General features: G+C 38.9%; 19 protein-coding genes. 10 read left to right on the top strand and 9 right to left on the bottom strand.

The genetic code is table 11. From position 1 onward, the window contains the following. Positions 1-148: 148 nt before the first annotated feature. Together tnpB (QMA12_RS20320) and QMA12_RS20315 are read right to left on the bottom strand one after the other, a co-directional pair. Positions 149-376: an IS66 family insertion sequence element accessory protein TnpB gene (gene tnpB, locus QMA12_RS20320; protein ID WP_290211265.1), complete on the bottom strand. Its 228-nt coding sequence runs from the start codon at positions 374-376 to the stop codon at positions 149-151. Further along, entirely contained in the window at positions 373-678 is a 306-nt protein-coding gene (locus QMA12_RS20315; protein WP_013465796.1) for a hypothetical protein, read from the bottom strand. The genes tnpB (QMA12_RS20320) and QMA12_RS20315 overlap by 4 nt, the downstream gene beginning before the upstream one ends. Positions 679-867: 189 nt before the next feature. Between QMA12_RS20315 and ribA the strand changes: the two genes are divergently transcribed. Next, positions 868-1,452 carry a GTP cyclohydrolase II gene (gene ribA, locus QMA12_RS20310; protein WP_182798307.1) on the top strand — a complete coding sequence of 195 codons (585 nt, stop codon included), beginning with the start codon at positions 868-870 and terminating at the stop codon, positions 1,450-1,452. Positions 1,453-1,496: 44 nt separating this feature from the next. Then, entirely contained in the window at positions 1,497-2,531 is a 1,035-nt protein-coding gene (locus QMA12_RS20305; protein WP_248473915.1) for an FAD:protein FMN transferase, read from the top strand. 26 nt (positions 2,532-2,557) lie between these two features. Here QMA12_RS20305 and QMA12_RS20300 read toward each other — a convergent pair whose 3' ends face one another. The 5 genes from QMA12_RS20300 to QMA12_RS20280 all read right to left on the bottom strand — a co-directional run bounded on the left by QMA12_RS20300 (position 2,558) and on the right by QMA12_RS20280 (position 5,267). Continuing rightward, complete coding sequence (locus QMA12_RS20300; RefSeq protein WP_290211275.1) at positions 2,558-3,019, bottom strand: prolyl oligopeptidase family serine peptidase; 462 nt, start codon at positions 3,017-3,019, stop codon at positions 2,558-2,560. Positions 3,020-3,048: 29 nt separating this feature from the next. Beyond that, positions 3,049-4,101: an IS66 family transposase gene (locus QMA12_RS20295; RefSeq protein WP_290295305.1), complete on the bottom strand. Its 1,053-nt coding sequence runs from the start codon at positions 4,099-4,101 to the stop codon at positions 3,049-3,051. A 3-nt stretch (positions 4,102-4,104) separates the two neighbouring features. Then, positions 4,105-4,554, bottom strand: coding sequence for an IS66 family transposase zinc-finger binding domain-containing protein (locus QMA12_RS20290; RefSeq protein WP_290295302.1), 450 nt, complete (start codon positions 4,552-4,554; stop codon positions 4,105-4,107). Between the two features lie 183 nt (positions 4,555-4,737). Continuing rightward, positions 4,738-4,965: an IS66 family insertion sequence element accessory protein TnpB gene (tnpB, locus tag QMA12_RS20285; protein WP_290211265.1), complete on the bottom strand. Its 228-nt coding sequence runs from the start codon at positions 4,963-4,965 to the stop codon at positions 4,738-4,740. After that, a complete protein-coding gene (locus tag QMA12_RS20280; RefSeq protein ID WP_013465796.1) occupies positions 4,962-5,267 on the bottom strand; it encodes a hypothetical protein in 306 nt (101 codons plus the stop codon). Before QMA12_RS20280 ends, tnpB (QMA12_RS20285) begins: the two co-directional genes overlap by 4 nt. 326 nt (positions 5,268-5,593) lie before the next feature. Here QMA12_RS20280 and QMA12_RS20275 point away from each other — a divergent pair, with 326 nt between their 5' ends. From QMA12_RS20275 to QMA12_RS20250, 6 genes are all read left to right on the top strand, one after another. Next, positions 5,594-6,091, top strand: coding sequence for an SHOCT domain-containing protein (locus QMA12_RS20275; RefSeq protein WP_086994376.1), 498 nt, complete (start codon positions 5,594-5,596; stop codon positions 6,089-6,091). A gap of 310 nt (positions 6,092-6,401) precedes the next feature. Further along, positions 6,402-8,531 carry an EAL domain-containing protein gene (locus QMA12_RS20270; protein ID WP_290211264.1) on the top strand — a complete coding sequence of 710 codons (2,130 nt, stop codon included), beginning with the start codon at positions 6,402-6,404 and terminating at the stop codon, positions 8,529-8,531. After that, entirely contained in the window at positions 8,522-9,442 is a 921-nt protein-coding gene (locus QMA12_RS20265) for a diguanylate cyclase (protein WP_290211263.1), read from the top strand. Before QMA12_RS20270 ends, QMA12_RS20265 begins: the two co-directional genes overlap by 10 nt. 222 nt (positions 9,443-9,664) lie before the next feature. Further along, positions 9,665-10,813, top strand: a complete 1,149-nt coding sequence (locus tag QMA12_RS20260; RefSeq protein WP_257125165.1) for a signal peptide prediction — start codon at positions 9,665-9,667, stop codon at positions 10,811-10,813. 45 nt (positions 10,814-10,858) lie between these two features. After that, on the top strand, positions 10,859-13,090 hold the full coding sequence (locus QMA12_RS20255) for an ATP-binding protein (protein WP_248443011.1): 2,232 nt from the start codon (positions 10,859-10,861) through the stop codon (positions 13,088-13,090). Between the two features lie 244 nt (positions 13,091-13,334). Beyond that, complete coding sequence (locus tag QMA12_RS20250; protein ID WP_290211262.1) at positions 13,335-16,583, top strand: ATP-binding protein; 3,249 nt, start codon at positions 13,335-13,337, stop codon at positions 16,581-16,583. A 404-nt stretch (positions 16,584-16,987) separates the two neighbouring features. Here QMA12_RS20250 and QMA12_RS20245 read toward each other — a convergent pair whose 3' ends face one another. Beyond that, complete coding sequence (locus tag QMA12_RS20245; RefSeq protein ID WP_004589546.1) at positions 16,988-17,584, bottom strand: HD-GYP domain-containing protein; 597 nt, start codon at positions 17,582-17,584, stop codon at positions 16,988-16,990. Positions 17,585-18,200: 616 nt separating this feature from the next. Further along, the gene (locus tag QMA12_RS20240; RefSeq protein ID WP_290211261.1) at positions 18,201-18,497 is read right to left on the bottom strand and encodes a phage integrase N-terminal SAM-like domain-containing protein; all 297 of its coding nucleotides are present in this window, start codon (positions 18,495-18,497) and stop codon (positions 18,201-18,203) included. A 307-nt stretch (positions 18,498-18,804) separates the two neighbouring features. On the opposite strand from QMA12_RS20240, the gene QMA12_RS20235 reads away from it, so the two are divergent. Then, positions 18,805-19,638: a tyrosine-type recombinase/integrase gene (locus QMA12_RS20235; protein WP_290211260.1), complete on the top strand. Its 834-nt coding sequence runs from the start codon at positions 18,805-18,807 to the stop codon at positions 19,636-19,638. After that, positions 19,635-20,310, top strand: a 676-nt coding sequence (locus QMA12_RS20230; RefSeq protein WP_290211259.1) for a transposase zinc-binding domain-containing protein, incomplete at its 3' end; no start/stop codon positions are given. The genes QMA12_RS20235 and QMA12_RS20230, both read left to right, overlap by 4 nt.

The raw sequence follows: 20,310 nt of genomic DNA, 5'->3' as shown, positions 1-20,310 counted from the left end.
TAAAAAAAACGATCTGGTTAATTTACATCACTGATAACCCCGATAAAGTCGGGTGCCGTGTTTGATTACTGACCGGTAACCCTGATAGCAACCACTGTAATTGGCGTTGCTCGATGCCCATAGCCGTGTGTTCATTAGTCTGTTTTGGCTACTGAAATCGTCCTTGTTCTAAACGACGATAATAGAGCCAAAAACCATTGGTATCCCAAAACAAAATTTTTAATTTATCGCGTTGTTTATTACAAAAAACGAACCACGCTTGGCTTAAAGGATCGAGAGATAGGGTATCGCTGACAATAATACTTAACCCATTGATTGATTTTCGCATGTCGGTGAATCCCGTGACCAAGTAAACTTGGTGGGTGCAAGGTGTCACAGTACGCTCAATAATTTGGCTAGCGTTTGGTTAGCTAATGTCGACTCGAAGTCTATTTGATAGCCGTTTGGTGTGGTGAGTTTAATGATTGAAGGGTGTGTAAAGGCTTGCTCATGAATAACAAACGGGATCACCTGTTGCTTTTTAACCCTTATCGTTTCGTCAGAAAGGCGTTTACGCCAAACATAGAAAGTCGATGCGTTAATATTGTTATCACGACAAAATTGAATGATGGCTAAACCACTCGATTTTTGCTGCTCAAAAATGCCTTGCCAGTGTTTTATTTTTTGCTGTTTATTCATAATTACCTCAGGTTAATATGCTGAGTAAATTATGCATAGGTACCATTAACATTGGTATGTGGGGTTAATTACGCGCTTACTTTCCTTCAATGATGTTCATTCTGTAATCTCTATAAAAATAAAATTGCGTTAAGTGGTTTATTGTAAGGAATACTTACCCATCCATGATTTTATTTGGAGCTTTTGGTTTTGTCTTTTTGTTATGTCGCGTCAACAAAGTTACCCACTCGCTGGGGAGAATTTACTCTGCATGGATTTAAAGATATCAATAATGATCAAGAACATGTATCGATTTCTATGGGAGATTTGAGTAGTGAGGGGCCTGTTTTGGCAAGGATTCACTCTGAGTGTCTGACTGGAGACGCTTTATTTAGTTTGAGGTGTGATTGTGGCCTTCAACTAGAATCCGCATTAGAGCTAATTGCGCAGGAAAAACGAGGGGTTATATTCTATTTACGTCAAGAGGGACGTGGAATAGGGCTACTAAATAAAATAAAGGCATATGATTTACAGGATAATGGCGCTGATACTGTTGAAGCAAACTTAAAGTTAGGTTTTGATGCTGATCAAAGAGATTATTCAATATTAAAATTTATGTGTGACCATTTTAATATTTCTGAATTAAGGCTGATGACAAATAATCCAGCTAAACTCAAGGCGATTGAAGAGCTAGGTATTAATTTGTCGGAACGAGTGCCACATAAAATTGCAGCTTGCACACATAATAGTAATTATTTATCCGTAAAAAGAGATAAGATGGGTCATATCATTTAAAAGCTTGGCTTTAATAATGAGCCATTTATCTAAGGAGAGTTGCAATGAGTCAATTTAAGCATATATACGCTATTTTTATCGCACTAATTTTTGTGAATTTGCTTTCGGCGTGTTCACCTGCACAAGAGAAGAAGTTTCAATTGACAGGTACAACAATGGGGACTTCTTATCATATCACCTTTAAAGCAATGTCAGATGCAGTTGAGGTAGAACATATTCAGGTAAAAGTCGATAAAGCGCTGCTTGGTGTTAATGAAATTGCCTCGACTTATATGGAAGACTCCGAGTTGTCATTGTTCAATGCTAAAAAATCAACTCTTCCCATTGCAGCCTCCGACGAGTTTCGCGAAATGCTATCCGAAGCCATTCGCCTAGAAAGCTTCAGTAATGGCTATCTTGATGTCACGGTTGGATCATTAGTTAACCTGTGGGGCTTTGGCCCTGCTAACCGTCCAGAAACAACGCCCACCGATGAAATGATAGCGCAAGCAAGAGATAAATTTGGCATCCGCTTTTTGTCAATAGAGGGAACAACGGTTAGAAAAGCAAATCCAGATGTATACCTCGATTTATCTACGCTGGCCAAAGGATATGGGGTGGATGTTGTTGCCGACTTACTTGATAGTAAAGGTATCCATGACTACTTGGTGGAAATTGGTGGCGAAATTCGCACTAAAGGGACCTCTTTAGAAAATAAAAACTGGGTCATTGCGGTGGAAAATCCCGTGTCTGGGACGCGTGCTATTCAGCGTGTTATTACGCCCAAAGATAATGCGATTGCAACAGCTGGTGATTATCGAAACTTCTACGAAGAAAATAATGTACGTTACTCTCATCTGATTGACCCTAAAACGGGACGTCCTATAACACATAGAATGGTTTCGACTTCTGTAATCTCACCATCTTGCATGGTTGCAGATGGTTTATCGACAGCCTTTATGATTATGGGGTTGGATAAGGCAATGAACTTAGCGAATGAACATAATATAGCAGCTTTATTTATTACAAAGAACTTAGATGGCACCTTCTCAGAGCATCACTCTGAAGCATTCACTCCCTATTTAAAGTCTCAAAGTTAAAAAATAATAGAGCTTAGAGTAGATAGCTAATTAATTATCCACTCTAAGCTATTTGTCCATATTGACTTTAATTCAGATGGTTTATTTACACGATGTTTCATTCCTTCAATGAATAATGAACTATGGGTAATCTTATTTTTAAATGCATATTCACTGAGTTGTTGAGCACATTGAATGGGCACTCGAAAATCATTTGTTCCATGGATAATGAGCATGTCTGGTTTATGAGTGGGCGGTGAATTGATAACCGATGCTTCTAATCGGGCAGTGTTAATCGGTAAATAATCACTGACGAAGTCAGGAATATCGGTAACTGCCTGGTAAGTATACCAATCACTGATTGCCGCTCCAATAATTACTTTAGTGAATGCGTTGCTGTGACACCCTGTATACGCACAAATGTATCCACCTTGGCTCCAGCCTATACCTATTACCTGTTTTAAGTCGATAGCATACTGTTTATGCAAAGCTTTGATACCAGAGCAAATATCTGTAAGCGCGCATTTAAGCAGTGCGCTTAGCTATAATCGAAGTCTAGCTGCACATTCCACGGCATTAGGTCGGTAAAATCACCATCACCCTCATCTCGATTCGGCAACGTTTTAAATAAATGCACAAAGTAGTAATAAGGATTGATGTCATTGGCACGACACGTCATCACAATACTATAGAGTGTGGCGCTTGCTTGGGCACCATTAATTGACTTTGAGAATAGCCAGTTTTTCCTACCCGTGGTAAACGGCCGAATATCTCGCTCAGTAATATTATTATCAATCCCTAGTTCGCCATCTTCACTATATCGCATTAATTTCGGCCATTGATTAAGCGTGTATTTTATCGCTTTGCCAATATAACTCCCCGCCGTTACTTTACCTTCGGCTTCATCAAGCCACGCTTTAAAGTGCATTAATATGGGTAAGGCTTTTTCTTGTCGTAACTGATACCGCGCTTGAGGGGATAACTGTTTGTTTTTAGCCTGGGTTTCCAGTTTATATAATTGGCTGATAAAGCTGATGGCTTTATGCGCTCGACCTTTGTTTTTCGACTCTGCTTTTAAGGCATCGTTATATTTGCGTCTAGCGTGTGCCCAACAACCAACAGGGGTAATGCCTTCAATACCGTCATAAACACGGTAACCGTCGCACTGTAAATAGCCTTGATAACCGGCAAGAAATTCTTTTGCGCAAGCGCGACTTCGACCTGCTTGGTAATCGTAAATCACGACAGGCTCATGGCTAACCTCATTGCTGCGATAAACCCACATGTAGGAATTGCTGCTAGGATTGTCACCTTCATCTAAGACTTGTGTACGGGTTTCATCGGCACATAAACTGTGCTCATTAAGCAAGTGACGTTGCATGGCTGCCACTAAGGGGCTGATTAGTAGGCCCGCTTTAATACACCAATTAGCTAATGTTCCGCGCGATAGTTCAAGGCCGCCACGGCCTAGTATGTCAACGAAACGATAAAGCGGTAAGGCATCGCAGTATTTGCCCGTAACAACCGCCGATAACGCTTCTGGACTCGCAATGCTGCCAGGAATAGGCTGCTTGGGTTTAGGCGCGGTGATTATTTATCTGGCCACTTGTTCACGCGCGCAATGTCTGGAAGCATATTTAAATTGTTTGTGCTTAATGACGCTGACTTTCGCCGGAATAATCTTCACTTGCTCGCTGTCTTCACTACCACATTGATGTAGTTGTTCACCGCAACACTGACACGTTAACTCGGTTAAGGTGTGCTCAACTTCTTCTCGTTCAAAGTGCTCAGCCAGTATTTGTTTACCTTTCTTATGGTGTTTAGGCGGCTCAGTCGTTTTATGCTGCTCCGCTTCATTGAAGGTGCCCCGTGGGGCTTTTTCACTTTTTTTACCGTATTTTTGGGATTTACTTAACTTAAGCTCAGCAAGCAAGTGGTCAATCCGCGATTGCATTTCAACCTTATCTTCTTGTAAAGCATCAAGCTTAGCCTGCATAAGTGCAAGCTGATTTTGTAGTTCGGTGATGAGAATAGTGTCTGGCATTTTAATAGCATGACACATGGGAAAGATCGTTCAAGTAAAAAAAACGATCTGGTTAATTTACATCACTGATAACCCCGATAAAGTCGGGTGCCGTGTTTGATTACTGACCGGTAACCCTGATAGCAACCACTGTAATTGGCGTTGCTCGATGCCCATAGCCGTGTGTTCATTAGTCTGTTTTGGCTACTGAAATCGTCCTTGTTCTAAACGACGATAATAGAGCCAAAAACCATTGGTATCCCAAAACAAAATTTTTAATTTATCGCGTTGTTTATTACAAAAAACGAACCACGCTTGGCTTAAAGGATCGAGAGATAGGGTATCGCTGACAATAATACTTAACCCATTGATTGATTTTCGCATGTCGGTGAATCCCGTGACCAAGTAAACTTGGTGGGTGCAAGGTGTCACAGTACGCTCAATAATTTGGCTAGCGTTTGGTTAGCTAATGTCGACTCGAAGTCTATTTGATAGCCGTTTGGTGTGGTGAGTTTAATGATTGAAGGGTGTGTAAAGGCTTGCTCATGAATAACAAACGGGATCACCTGTTGCTTTTTAACCCTTATCGTTTCGTCAGAAAGGCGTTTACGCCAAACATAGAAAGTCGATGCGTTAATGTTGTTATCACGACAAAATTGAATGATGGCTAAACCACTCGATTTTTGCTGCTCAAAAATGCCTTGCCAGTGTTTTATTTTTTGCTGTTTATTCATAATTACCTCAGGTTAATATGCTGAGTAAATTATGCATAGGTAGCATTAATATTGGTATGTGGGTTTAATTGCGCGCTTACTGCTAGACACGTCCTTTTTGTTTATAAAGGTTAATGGGGGCACTGGAATATTTGGTGGTCAAAAAAAGAAAATTATATCTTTTATTGGCTCTCCTTCAGAGTTCACGCCGGGTCATGTATTTAACAAATTTATTATCGCACTAACGGCAATTAATAATATCTACCGTGGCTAGCTAAATACATAACAATCACTTGCAGTCTGACTGCCAGTGCAGAGTAGTTCTTGCACATCATTCTAAGGTGTTTATGAAAAAGATAATATTTTTGGTTCCAGCATTTTTCTTCTTTAGTGCATGCTCAAGTATGTCGCCAATACAAAAAGAAAGTGAAAGCAGTTCACATTTTGACGGGGCTGTGTATGAAGGAAAAGACTTTTATATTTCAGACGAAGAAATTCAAGGTGAAAGATATAGAATCTTTCATCAGGCATCTACTGGTTTTAGTGGAACATCAGGAATTAGAAGATCTGCGACTAAAAGAGCAAATGATTTTTGTCGTAAACAAGCTCATAATAAAAAGATGTTAACCGTTTCAGAACACACTGCAGCCCCACCATATATCTTTGGTAATTTCCCCAGAATAGAAATAATTTTTGTGTGTATTGATAAAGAAGAAACTCTAACAGCGATTGCTGTGGCTGATAAGTATGATCGTTTAACTAAAATTAAAGACCTTTTAGATAGCGGTGTTTTAAACCAGAAAGAGTTCGAAATAGAAAAGAAAAAAATATTGGCTGAGAAGTAACATTTAACAATAGGGTAAGGTTACCAACGACCGTAAGTAGCACTTTAGCGAAGTCCGCCTAGAGCGAGAAGCAGACGGTCGAGTAAACTCGTTTTTGGACAGAAACGAGTTAATCATGAATGACTGCTCATGGCACAGACTGTGTAAAAACTAATTTTTAATAAATTGTCTTGGTATGTTCTTAGTTTGAAACCATCTAGGATGGTTGCGATCGATTTTTTCCTAAATGAGAGCCTGTCGCTTTTTATAAAGATTAGCTATCGCTTTTTATAAAGATTAGCTATTCTTAAGTATCTTAGGAAATTTAATTATGAAGAGTGGTTATATGGCAGAGCTTTGTAAAATTCTTGTTATAGATGATGAAGAGATCAACACCTTGCAACTAGAGCATGTTCTGGATGATGTTGGGGTTATTTGTTCATGTAATAAAAGTGAGGATGCCATCGCTCTTATTGAAGAGTTTATACCAGATATACTTTTACTCGATCTAGAAATGCCCAATGTTAGTGGATTTGACATATTACTCGAAATACAAAAAAGACCTCACCTTGTTGACTTACGCGTTTTGGTCATCACTTCTCATAATGATCCTGAAATCGAGCAAAAAGCGCTTTCATTTGGAGCTATTGATTTCATATCTAAACCTTTGAATTTAACTTTATGCCGAATGAGGGTTGAAAACCATGCAAAAATTCGAATTCAAGAAAAAACTATTCAGCGCACTAAAGCAGCTTTGGCTGCTGAAAAAGAGCATTTACGGATCACGTTAGACTCTATTGCTGATGGTGTGATATCTACTGATGAGCATGCGTGTATAACTTACATAAATCCAGTAGCGCAACGTCTAACTGGTTGGTCACAAATTGCGGCTAAAGGGCGGCATATTGAAGAAGTGATGATACTGAGAGATACCTCAACTAAAATACCTTCTATAAATCCTTTATCAGTTGCTCTGAAGGAAAATCGGCCTGTTGCTATGGCTATAAACACACAGTTAATTAGTCGGCAAGGTATGTTGTACCGAGTCGAAGATAGTGCGGCTCCAATATTAGATAAAGATGGTAATAAGCGTGGTGCAGTAATGGTTTTTCAAGATGTTAGCGAAGTTCTTGCTATGTCAGTTCAAATGACTTATTTATCCCATCACGACCAACTAACTGCATTACCCAATCGCGTATTGTTGCATGACAGATTAACTCAAGGAATAGCTAGAGCCTCATTTAATAATACAAAAGTGAGCCTGTTGCTTCTTGACTTAGATAAATTTAAGTACATAAATGATGCGTTAGGGCATCATATTGGTGATGAAATAATTGCCCATATAGGTCATAGCCTTGATAAATTTGCATGTAATGATATTACTGTTGCAAGAGTTGGTGGGGATGAATTTGCACTTGTTGTTCCCTATGAAAAAGATACATTCGGTCTTGAACCGCTTGTTAGTCAAGTGCTAGATGTCATTGCTAAACCTTTCAGATTAGCTGATGAACAACATGTCCTTTCAGCAAGCTTGGGGATAAGTGTGTATCCTGATGATGCATCAAGTGTCGAGGAAATGCTTCGTCATGCAGATTCAGCAATGTATAAAGCAAAACAAGAAGGCGCTAATAGCTATTATTATTTTAGTCATGATCTCCAAGTTGAAATGACTAAGCGTTTAAAAGTGGGTAATTGCTTACGCAACGCGCTAGATAACAATGATCTTGTTGTGCTTTATCAGCCAAAATATGACTTAGTGACTAACGACGTTATTGGTGCTGAAGGATTAGTGAGGCTAAAAGATGACACTGGAGAATTTATATCTCCACTTAATTTTATTGAATATGCCGAAGAATCAGTACTAATTTACCGTTTAGGTGAACAAGTTTTGGAGCAAAGTTGTATTGATGCTAAAAAGTGGCTTGATGCAGGATACCCAAAGAAAGTCGCTGTTAATATTTCAGCTAAACAATTCACTGGTATTTCGCTGGTTGATACGGTTGCATCGATATTAGAAAAAACTAAGCTACCAAGTCGTTATTTAGAGCTGGAAGTAACCGAATCAGCACTGATTGATAATTTTGAACAAACGATAAAGCAATTACAGGCGATCGCTGATATGGGGATTAGCCTTGCGCTTGATGATTTTGGCACTGGGTATTCTAGTCTGTCATATTTGAGACTATTTCCTCTTGATGTGTTGAAGATTGATCAGTCTTTTGTACGTGATATGATTAGTGACTCTCAATCGCTTGATATTGTTACTGCAATTATCGACTTGGCTAATTCATTAAGCCTACAGATCGTGGCGGAAGGTATTGAAACAAGCCAACAAAGAGATAAGCTACAATCTCTAGGCTGTGCCATTGGTCAGGGATACTTACTTGGTAAACCAATGCCCTTTTTAGAGATGATGGACGTGCTTACTCAAGCCAAAAATAAAGGAAATATATGCACCTAGCTCTTAAGCCATTAACGCAATGTAAAATATTAATAGTTGATGATGATGAAATAATTCGCGTTTCACTACAGGCTATCATGGAAGATTACTTTGAAGTCGAAACACTAGCTATGGGCTTGCAAACATTAGATTATTGCAAATCCAATATCCCAGATCTCATTTTACTTGATGTAAATTTGCCCGATATTAGCGGCTTAGATGTATGCAGAGCGTTAAAGCAGAATATATTGTTTGAGCACGTTCCTATTGTATTTATTACTGCAACTTATGACACTGATTCCCAGAATGCTTGTTGGGAAGCTGGTGCAGCAGACTTTATTGGTAAACCAGTAATTGCTTCAACGCTAATACATCGAACTACAAATCATGTAGAGAATAAGCTGCGCTTGGAAGTGTTGATGGATTTAACTTATAAAGATTCTCTAACAGGACTTTATAATCGTCACTATCTAGAAAAAGAAGTCTGTAATTCGCTGAAACAGTCTGAGCGTGACAAAAAGCCGTTTAGTGTGTTAATGATCGATATTGATCATTTTAAACTTTATAACGACCATTATGGTCATCTTCAAGGTGATATTTGTTTAAAACAAATTGCAGACGTGTTTGCCAATACGCTAAAAAGGCCTCATGACGTAACGATTCGATTTGGAGGTGAGGAGTTTCTGATTGTTCTACCTTATACCGACATTAAAGGGATGACGCACGTATGCAAACAAATAATTCTACAAATTAATGAGTCAAATATTGAGCATAGTCAATCATCCATTGGGCACGTTACTGTTAGTATTGGCGGAGTAACAAGTCAGAAACAGAGCACAATGGGGCTTAATAAGTTGATTTCATTGGCTGACGAAGAACTATATTGCGCCAAGCGAGATGGCCGTAATTGCTATAAATTACAGGTTGTTTAATTTGGCTCCTTGTAATTTTAATTATGAGGAGCTAATTTGCTGTTTTTTTTATTGTTTAGTCTATACTTTTCTCTTAGGTAAATTGGTATTGGATAAATAATAATGAATTATTCACCTGATCGTAGACACTTCCTGCGTACAGTGGGTGCAGGAGCAGCGGTATCAACACTCGCATTCAAAGCGCCTTATGTATTTGCGAGAAAAGTGACAACTTTGCGCGTCATGGGCACTCACGTTACACTGCAAGAAGAGCTTCGTCAGCGAGCCATGCGAGAGCTAGGTATAAATTTACAATTTATACCTATGGGGAGTGCTGCTGTTTTACAAAAAGCTGCTGCGGATCCAACTTCTTTTGACCTTTATGAACAGTGGTCAGATTCAATCAATATCCTATGGCAAGCTGGTGCTATTCAACCAATAGACGTAGATAGGCTTGTTTACTGGAATGAAATTAATGACCTTACTAAAACAGGCAAAATAACCCCCTCTGCCAAACTAGGTGCAGGTGATGCACCAAACAAAATTTTATTTGTTCAAAATGATGGTTCATTAGCAAGTACACCTACAAAAAAAATAAGCTTTATGCCATATGTCCACAATGTTGACTCATTTGGCTATAACACCGATTACATCGAAAAAGGACAAGCCTATGAAACAGAGTCTTGGTCTTGGTTGCTGGATGATAAAAATAAAGGAAAAGTGGGCCTTGTTAATGCCCCAACAATAGGCATATTTGATGCTGCGCTTGCTGCTCAGGGCCAAGGCCTGATGACTTTTAACGATATTGGCAACATGAGTATTAACGAAATAGATAAATTGTTTGCAATTTTATTATCGAAAAAAAGGCAAGGCCACTTTTCTGGTTTCTGGACATCAGTACCGCAGTCAGTGGATTTTATGAAGACAAAGCGCGTTAATATCCAAAGTATGTTTTCACCAGGTGTTAGTGCTTGTAGAGGCCAAGGTATTCCCGTTGTCAATGCGTCCCCGAAGGAAGGGTATCGTGCTTGGCATGGTGTTATGTGTTTATCTGCTAATACTTCGGGGCATATAAAAGATGCGGCTTATGAATATATGAATTGGTGGCTATCTGGTTATCCTGGAGCCTTTATTGCTCGACAAGGTTACTATATATCTAACCCACAGCGAAGCCAGCCGTTAATGTCTAAGCCTGAGTGGAATTATTGGTACGAGGGAAAAGAAGCAACCACTGAGCTGATTGGAACGGATGGTAAAATTTCTGTACAAGCTGGCCAGACTCGCGATGGTGGAAGTTATATTAAACGTTTTTCAAATATAGCTGTGTGGAATACCGTAATGCAAAATTACGATTATAGTTTAGATAAATGGTATGAACTACTTAATGCTTAAGGACGTCGTTTGGTACATTTAATATCGCGTTCTATTGCAGCGAAAATGACATTAGCGTTAGCACTGGTGGTAATTACACTCAGTATCAGCTACATCGTCATGGATAAACGCTTAGAAGCAATTGATACATCGGTAAATAATATTACGGATATTAGTAGTCATGCCATTGGTATTTTACGAATAAACAAAGATATTGTTGAAATGCAACGTGATATTTCGGTCTATGGCGCATCAGGGAGTGATGCGGTATTTGCTAAGATTGAAGAGAACTACCAAAGTATTGACCAGCGTTTAAAAGCAATAGATAAAAAAAATAATGAAGTTGACGATAAAATTTATATTGATGCCATGTCTGAACTCGTGCTTAGGTATGGTGATAATCTAAGCGTGCTAAAAAAGCGCTATAATATAAAAACAGCATTGATAGATACAGAGCTGCCACGTATTTATTTAGGCGCTGTTGCCCATTTAACAGGCTTACTGCAACTGACCGCAGATTTAAAAGATAAGTTGCTAATTACGCAAAATATAAATATATGGCACACATTACACCACAATGCGCAGCTTTATTTAACTAAAAAGGACTATTCTAAGCGTCAACAAGTCATTAAGGCGCTGCAAAGTCTTTCAAGCTCCGAATTAGCTTTGCAAAAGCAGCAAAACAGGATCGAAAACCCAACAGTTCAGTTAGCTGTAGATTACCAGCAAGCTTTTACTAAAAGCGTCCAAGCAAATCGTAACTATTTAAGTCTAGTTAATGTTGTTATGGCGGGTGATGCCATTGAGTTTAGTGCATTAGCAAATACACTTAGAGAGCAGTCACTGTCACGTTTAATTACAATAAAAGAAACCGGCTCAGTTAGTATTTCAAAAACAGAGTATGTTTTACAGCTACTCGGAGTAGGCGCTATCTTGTATATCATTGGACTAGCGTTATTTTTTCACTTTCATATAGCACATGCGATTAAACTATTGACCAAAAGTTTTCAAAGCTTTCTTAATGGTGACCTATCGGCGCCCATTCACGATTTAACACGCAAAGATGAAATCGGTGTGTTAGCGGGTGCTGCAAATCGTTTCAGGGCGTTAAGTACAGACTTTATTTCTGCAAAAAAAGCAGCGGAACATACTTCTAAGGTCAAATCTGAATTTTTGGCAAATATGAGTCATGAGATCCGCACTCCTATGAATGGAATTTTGGGGATGGCGCGACAGCTTGGCAATACCTCTTTGACAGATAAACAAGCAAGAATGTTAGAGATTATTCAGTCTTCAGGCGCCAGCCTGTTAGTTATCATCAATGATATTCTCGATTTGAGTAAAATTGAAGCCACAAAAGTTGAGCTTGAAAACCAATCAATCGATTTACATAAAATGCTAGATGAGTTAAAGCTACTATTTAGTGAACAAGCAAATGCAAAACAAGTGCAGCTTTTTGTTTCATCGCCGACAGACGAAGAGAATATTATTTTTGCAGGAGATGAAACACGCATAAAGCAAGTACTTATAAATTTGTTAGGCAATGCCATTAAATTTACTGAAAGAGGAAGTGTTGCATTAAATGTAAATGTTCAGAAAGAGGTGAATAATGAGCTTATATTGTCGTTTGGTGTGTCGGACACTGGTATAGGTATATCACACGAGCATATTGATACACTCTTTGAGGCTTTTTCACAGGCAGATACTTCGATTACACGCCGATTTGGCGGAACAGGCCTCGGTTTAGCGATTACCAGTAAGTTATTAGCGCTCATGGATGCGCCTTTAAAGGTAGAAAGTGAGCTTGGTAAAGGCTCGCTCTTCTATTTTGAATTAAAGACTCAAAGGGGTGATAAACAGGCGAGTCGACAACATGAAAATACTAAATTATCAGCACCGCAAGAGATTGATCTATCTAACTTAAACGTATTAGTTGTTGAGGATAATGAGATTAATCAAATTGTTATTGAAGCGCTTTTGAAAGAGTTTAATATCACTTGTATCAATATAGCCGGTGATGGTGAGCAGGCGATTACACAGTGCGAAATGTGTGCGTTTGATATTATTTTTATGGATATGCAAATGCCTGTACTTGATGGGCCTCAAGCAACACTTAAAATTAGAACGATGCCAGCTTTTTTAACAACACCGATAATAGCTTTAACTGCAAATGTACTAGGTAGCGATAAGCAGCGTTGTTTTGAATCTGGTATGGATGATTTTATGGGCAAACCAATAAGTTATGAGTGTTTAAGAGCGGTACTATTAAAGTGGTGTAATCCCCTAACTAAGCATTAGTAACAAAAGGCTAAAAATGAATATTTCCATGAAAGCAAATAAGTCAGTTGTATCTTCAAAGACGTTTCTTAGGTGGATCACGTTCTTTTTTGGTCTGTTGTTGGTTTTGGCTGTTTTACTATTTGAAATGCATGTAAAAAAAGGTGTGTTAATACAAATAGAGGACGAGTTTACAGCAACAAACCTGCGATTAAGGGAGGTGGTGACTTCATTTATATCCCGATCAAAATCGGATCTTAGTTTTTTGCATTCTACACCACCTATTTCAGGGTTACCCAGAGCTCATTATAACAATGGTATAGATCCATATGATGGAACCACTTATGCACAGTGGAAAGAGCAGTTAGAAACTATCTTTATTGGCTTTATGGAAAATAATTTAAATGTTGAGCAACTACGTATTATTGCTATTACAGCCTCAGGGGAAGAGCTTATTCGTGTGCAGCGCCGAGGTGCTTCAGTTGAGGCTGTAGCAGATTATTCGTTACAACCCAAAAGTGGGGAGCGGTATTTTTTACCGAGTTCGCAGCTTGAAGCTAAGCAAATATATTTATCGCCTATGTCGTTGAATCGCGAGTTTCGAGAAGTGACATTTCCATACAAGCCGATGTTACGGTTTTCTATCCCTATTTACAGTGAAGAAGGTAAACGCTTTGCTTTTTTAATTATGAACGTTAGCGCAAATACCTTAATTGAAAAATTAACAACCACAGTGTTTGACTATTCTCAGCTTATAATTAGCAGCTCTGAAGGCGATTTTTTATATCACCCTATCGAAAAGTATCGATTTACAAGAGATTTAGCACCGAACATCACATGGGATACGCTATATGAGCAGCCGATCCAATATCAAGGACTTTATCGTGTGGATTCGAAACAAAAAGCGGGTGATCAATACTATATGTTTTCCGATACAGTTCAAATGCGACCGGGAAAAAAGTTTAGTTATATTGATTTAAGTACTGTCGTTTCAAAGCAGTATATCGATACGATGATTAGTGATAAACGGCTTTTGACTTATGGCTTTTTATTGGTAATTATCTTCTTTACTGTAATACTGCTTATTACTTTTTATCGAAATGCAACCAGAAGCCAAATGCTAGCTGAAGCACGTAGGGAGTCTTCTGCCATTGTCGATGGTTCAATTGATGCCATTGTTGGATTAAATCTTCAAGGTGAACTAACCAGCCTTAACTTTAGTGCAGAGCGATTATTATCAACGTCTAGAGCTTTATCTATAGGTAGGCATACCAATGAACTGATATTACTCCAACAACTGCCGATAGATACGTATATAGCCGATTTGGAAAACTCGAAGCCACAAATCAAAGATGAACGGTCCATAGAGGTAAATGGGCAATCCTACTTTTTTGCTATCTCTGTAAGCCCGGTATTTTCTGAACAGCTTGTACTCAATGGCCTCGCGCTTATTATCAGGGATATTAGTAAAGAGAAAGCGGCTGAAATTAAGGTAAAACGTTTGAACTCTGAGCTTGAGTCAAAAGTTAGAAACAGAACGCAAGATCTTGCTGAAGCGAAAGATCTGGCTATCAAAAATAGTGATCTTAAAAGCGCATATATTTCTAATATCAGCCATGAGCTAAGATCGCCTCTTAATGGTGTGATTGGAACATTGAATATTTTAAAGCGTGAAGAATTACCAGAAAAATCACGTAGGTTGATTAGTCTGATGGAGTTAAGTGCCACTAATTTAAACTTGTTGATAAACGATATATTGGATTTGTCTAAGATTGAAGCGGGTAAACTTGAATTAAATTTTAGAACATTTAATCCTAAATATTTGATTGAATGCTTAGTTGAATCGTGCTCCATAATGGCCTTTGATAAAGAACTTGAGGTTTATCTTGATACACGAGGTTTAAATTGCCAGCGAGCTGTATCAGACCCATTAAGGTTAACCCAAATAATCAATAATTTAATTAATAATGCGATTAAATTTACAGAGCGTGGTTTCATAAAGATCAAAGTTGAATCAGAAAAGATTGAGGATCAAAAACACAGATTAATTATTAGCGTTCAAGACACCGGCGAAGGCATTGAATATAGTGCCCAGAAACACCTGTTTAAAGCATTTCATCAAGTCGATAGCACTATAAACGCTGAATCTGGCGGTACGGGACTTGGATTATCAATATGCAAAAAGTTATGCCTGATGATGGGGGGCGATATAAAAGTCAATTCGGTCCCACATAAGGGCAGTACGTTCAGTTTTGATATAATAATTGATAGTGAAAGTAGTGAGAATACACCACAGAACAACCATTATTTGTCTAAAAAAGTCTTAGTTATTAATAATAATAAAGAATCTCAAGAGCTACTAGGACAGTTAATTCGTCATGAAGGGGGCGAGGTAGAACTCTCAAATTTTGAAGATTTAGCCGATATAACTGCTGAACCTTATGACATTATTTTCTTAGATGCAGAAGACAATAAAAATGGTGAGTTAGAACAAATAATTGATGGCTTCATGCACCATAAATCAAACGTTAAAATTGTTGTGTTACATAAACCCGGATGGCCATTACCTGAAGGTATTTCAAGTAAGATAACGACAATTAGTAAACCATTCACACAAAGTGATTTACTAAGAGCGATTGGATTAACTCTGAGTAAGGTTGAGCAATTGCAGTTGCTTAGTGTAGAAGCAAGCGAAAACAGTAATATACCAGTAAGAACTTTAGAGCAAATTGATGGGGGTAGTGTATTAATTGTTGATGATAATGAGATAAATATCGCAGTAGCAGTTGGAGCACTAGAATTTTTACCAATTTATGTAAAAACAGCAATTAACGGTGAACAAGCAATTGAAGCACTAAAGCTTAGCTGCTTAGAAGGCAAGCCAATACGTTGTATTTTGATGGATTGTCAAATGCCTATCTTAAATGGTTACCAAGCTTGTGAGAAAATTCGTGCAGGAGATGCCGGTAATGAGTTTATAAATATACCTATTATTGCTATGACAGCTAACGCCATGATGGGCGAAAAGGAAAAGTGTTTATCGGTTGGTATGAACGACTATATTAGTAAGCCTATTCAAGCAAATGAGGCGCAAGCTAAAGTAATAGAGTGGACATTATCTAATTACGAAAAAAATGAACACTCTGTCACTGAAATTATGACTGAAAAAGAAGTGTTATGGGACCAAAGAGCTGCACTTTCTCGTTTACTTAACAAAGAAGCTTTGCTTATTAAAATTTGTACTATGTTTATTAAAACAGCACCTGAAAAATTTAACCAACTAACAGAATTTGTCGATGATCATAATTATGAACAAGTTCGTCAAGTTGCGCATTCTCTTAAAGGTTTATGTGGTGAGATAAGCGCCGACAGGTTAAGAAGTTTGTTTGCAGAGATTGAATTACAAGCAAGCAAGGGGCAACTAGATATTGAAAAAGAGTTTTCACTTTTGGAAAAGCTGCTTCCTGTATTATTAAATGACATTAATGATTGGCTCGAAGAAGATAACGGTTAGATATGCGTTATTTCATGTGTTCTTACTGTAAAGAACTGCATAACTATGATTTTGTGGAATGACGCTTTTAAGAGTAGATATGTGTCACGATTACGAATAGGTTGGCTATTTTGAAGACGCAATGATATTTATGGATTATAGCTAAGCTTATCTTAAGGTTTATACGTTTTAATGACTAGAATTGGCACTGAGCCAAAACAGGAGGGTCTTCAAGCTCGTTTATGGACATAAATGAGTTAGAGCCGAAGGACGGCTCTGTGCCATTTGCAGACATTAGCAACGCCTGAGCTCAGGTGCATTTGAGACAACGCCTGCTTTTGCGTTAGCAAAAAAGTGGGTGGCGGATCAAATGTCATCTGCAGAGACTTTTTAGGCAGCGTTCACCGTATTCTAGGAACGAGCGTTTACGAGGCACGTGCCGAACTGGCCTTTATGACTTTTGTAAACAACAAAAAAATATTTGGATCAAACTTCGTGTCCACTTCATGCTTCAAGATATTCATAGTTTCAAGGTGCGATTTAGCCATGCGGTATGGCCTGCTAGTCGTCAGTGCATCATACGCATCAATGATCGAAAGTATTCGACTACTCAGGGGAATATCGGCACCAGCCAGTCCGTCTGGGTATCCGCTTCCATCAAATGCTTCATGATGATGTCTGACAATAGACGCGACCTCGTCTCTGTTTGTCAGGAATGTCTCACTAATTATTCTCTCACCGATAACCGAGTGAGCCTTTATCTCTTCCCTTTCATCAGGTGTGAGCTTTCCAGGCTTCGAGAGAACAGTATCACGAACTCCAATCTTACCCACGTCGTGTAATTGACTGGCAATACGCAAGTCATCTAATGAGGGGGCACTCAAATCGGCCGCACGCCCCACTTCCAACGCAAGCGCACAGACGCGGTCACAATGGCCTCTAGTATACGCATCGCGCGCGCACAATGCCGTAATGAGTGATGGGTAAGCATTTTCTTGATCTGGTGCGAGGGCAAAAGCCATTGAATATCTCTCCTTGTTCAGCAACGCCTAACAATTTAATAGTGCGCTCATCACGCATATTTTTGCTGACTTCAAGCTCATCTATCCACATTCCAACAAATAACCGAGGGTATTTCAAGATTTTAAATAAATTTAAATGTAGGATATACGCGTTGCTCGTTTGCTTGACTATATGAATAAACGACACAACTTTATCTATTAATTAGCCCTAAATTTAGCCATCCTCAATGACCGGTTATCGCTCTTTTAAGGCATTCGCCTCAACACGTTTTGGGGCAGAAACGAGTCACGCTTATCTGACCTACACTGGCACATAGCAGCCAACTAAACTTGGCAGTATTTTTATGGGATTGACCTCATAAAGCCTATATTAGGTAACTTTATGCCATTATATACTTCAATACTATGCCAAGTTATACTTCACTTACGGCGCTGTAGCCCAGTAAAAACGTATGTTCTTATGTCAACTTATGCTTCAAACAACATTGGGTGTTGTAAATTTCCCTTTTCAAACTATCTAAAAATTGCCAATATTATTTTCTCATAATGCGCTTTTGGTAAATCCTCATCAAAATTGTAATGACATCATTTTTAATCAAATAGGCGTGTTTTTTCATCATACCCTTGTCGTGAAGTGAACATTGATAAAGTTTAAAATAATTATGTGCTTGTATAGAAATGACAATGAATTGAGTGCCGTGGCTTGCGTTCGCGGTGCAACGTTTTGTTTTAACACTAAGTACTCTAGATAGCGCTCGACTTCATTGTCTCCCATTGAGGCGGGGTGGCGCTTATCATGAAAATGGATATAAGATGCAATCCATCTCAGGTACGTGTCCACGGTACGTAATGAATACTGACGTACCAACATATAATCAGCGATATAATTTAAAAATGGAGAACGCGTTTTCATGTCATCACCAATATCAGTTACTGTATAAACATACAGTTTAGTTGTTGTGCTCCCATATTCAAGAAAAAGAGCGTCGAGCGCACTTTCTTTTTTCTGATTATATTTAGTACCAAGAAATAATTATAGCTAGCAATGGGTTAAGTTATTTGTTAAAAAAGACTTAATAAATACATGAGCGTGACTTCGGCAGAAATATCCGCCCTTCGCGCACTATAAAATTGTTGAACTAAGCCGCTACGCGGAGATCCTATTCTGAACATTTGAGCCACACTTACCTTGGGGTTATCCCATAACTTGGAGGTAAGTCATGAATACACTCATTGAACAAGTCAAAACTGAAATAACCTATCGAGGTTATTCACAAAGTACATGTAAAAGCTACTGTGAGCATTTGCTTAAACTCAGCCATTACTTTAATAAACCGCTCGATTTGATTACGGATGACGAGCTTAACGCCTTTTTTAACGATCCTGCTATTCGTAAACTGTCTAGAGCAAGCCAAAAAGTACAGATAAACAGCATTTGGTTCTTGTTTAAGAATATTTTACATCGGCCACTTAACTTAGATATTGCGCTGCCAAAAGCAAAGTCGCGCGCCCCCATCTATTTATCACGTGATGATATGCGGCGGCTGATAGAAAGCTGTACGGATATGCGATTAAAAACGTTAATAGTGGTTTGCTATGGCTGTGGCTTACGCATCGGTGAGCTGCTTCATATTAAAGTGCAAGACATCGATGGACAGCGTAAAACTATTTTAATTGAACAAGGTAAAGGGGGTAAATCACGTTACGTAGTTGTATCAGACAGTGTGCTGAATCAATTACGTTGTTACTGGAAAATGTATCACCCAACGGGTTGGATGTTTTACTCGCGATTGTTAATGGATAAACCTATGTCAGCATCGACCTTCAGGAAGCCATTGAAAAAACATGCACGGGCATGTGGTCTAGCGCACTGTAATCCACATGCTTTACGCCATGCTTATGCAACACACCAACTTGAATCAGGTATGCCACTTCATCAACTGCAACATCAGCTTGGTCATAGTGATATTAAAACCACGCAAAGTTACTTACACTGGTTACCTGAGTTAGGGCATGGCGGCATTGATTTGCTTGCAGGTTGGGGTAAACAATGAGCGCTTTGCATCTCGCTGATATTTTAAACTCAAATCTTGAGAATTATCGGCAACATCATACGATGAGCTATCAACAACTGCGTGTCTGTCAGCACCTGCAATCATGCAGAACAGGTCAGCTCGGTTACCAAGCATGGCAATGTGATAACTGTGGTGAGTCGCAAAAGATTGGGTGTAGTTGTCGAGACCGCCATTGTCCGCGTTGCCAAGGCATGGCCACGGCTAAGTGGGTGCAAAAACAGCAAGAGAATTTATTACCGTGTCGGTATTTCCACCTTGTTTTTACGCTCCCTCATGAGTTGAATATCATTGCTCACTATAACCCAAGCGCGTTGTATCAGTGTTTATTCAAAGCCACATGGCAAACGCTGAGTAAATTTGCGAAACGGAAAAAGCATGGCCAGTTAGGCATGACTAGCGTGCTGCATACGTGGGGGCAAAATTTAAGTCAGCATATCCATTTGCATTGTTTGATACCCGCAGGGGCGCTTAATAAATCGCACTGGCATGAAATAGAAAAAGGCTATTTATACCCCGTAAAAGCGTTATCAACAGTCTTTAGAGGTAAAATGCTGGCGGCACTCCATGAATGCGATAGTTCATTCGCGAAGATAAACACGCCAACAAAATGGTGCGTGTATAGCAAAGCCTGTTTAACGTACAGTGAAAAGC

The sequence above is a fragment of the Pseudoalteromonas sp. APC 3893 genome, from assembly GCF_030408095.1.
Classification (GTDB): Bacteria; Pseudomonadota; Gammaproteobacteria; order Enterobacterales; family Alteromonadaceae; genus Pseudoalteromonas.
The sequence above is the reverse complement of the archived record's forward strand: the minus strand, read 5'-3'. Positions and strand labels throughout refer to the sequence as shown.

What these genes read in the sequence shown, in the direction of transcription:
- QMA12_RS20290 (WP_290295302.1), bottom strand. Translation starts at nt 4,554, where the DNA reads ATGCCAGACACTATTCTCATCACCGAACTACAAAATCAGCTTGCACTT.
- QMA12_RS20280 (WP_013465796.1), bottom strand. Translation starts at nt 5,267, where the DNA reads ATGAATAAACAGCAAAAAATAAAACACTGGCAAGGCATTTTTGAGCAG.
- QMA12_RS20245 (WP_004589546.1), bottom strand. Translation starts at nt 17,584, where the DNA reads ATGGCTTTTGCCCTCGCACCAGATCAAGAAAATGCTTACCCATCACTC.
- QMA12_RS20240 (WP_290211261.1), bottom strand. Translation starts at nt 18,497, where the DNA reads ATGAAAACGCGTTCTCCATTTTTAAATTATATCGCTGATTATATGTTG.
- QMA12_RS20260 (WP_257125165.1), top strand. Translation starts at nt 9,665, where the DNA reads ATGGGCACTCACGTTACACTGCAAGAAGAGCTTCGTCAGCGAGCCATG.
- QMA12_RS20305 (WP_248473915.1), top strand. Translation starts at nt 1,497, where the DNA reads ATGAGTCAATTTAAGCATATATACGCTATTTTTATCGCACTAATTTTT.
- QMA12_RS20265 (WP_290211263.1), top strand. Translation starts at nt 8,522, where the DNA reads ATGCACCTAGCTCTTAAGCCATTAACGCAATGTAAAATATTAATAGTT.
- QMA12_RS20270 (WP_290211264.1), top strand. Translation starts at nt 6,402, where the DNA reads ATGAAGAGTGGTTATATGGCAGAGCTTTGTAAAATTCTTGTTATAGAT.
- QMA12_RS20315 (WP_013465796.1), bottom strand. Translation starts at nt 678, where the DNA reads ATGAATAAACAGCAAAAAATAAAACACTGGCAAGGCATTTTTGAGCAG.
- QMA12_RS20275 (WP_086994376.1), top strand. Translation starts at nt 5,594, where the DNA reads ATGAAAAAGATAATATTTTTGGTTCCAGCATTTTTCTTCTTTAGTGCA.
- QMA12_RS20235 (WP_290211260.1), top strand. Translation starts at nt 18,805, where the DNA reads ATGAATACACTCATTGAACAAGTCAAAACTGAAATAACCTATCGAGGT.
- QMA12_RS20255 (WP_248443011.1), top strand. Translation starts at nt 10,859, where the DNA reads ATGACATTAGCGTTAGCACTGGTGGTAATTACACTCAGTATCAGCTAC.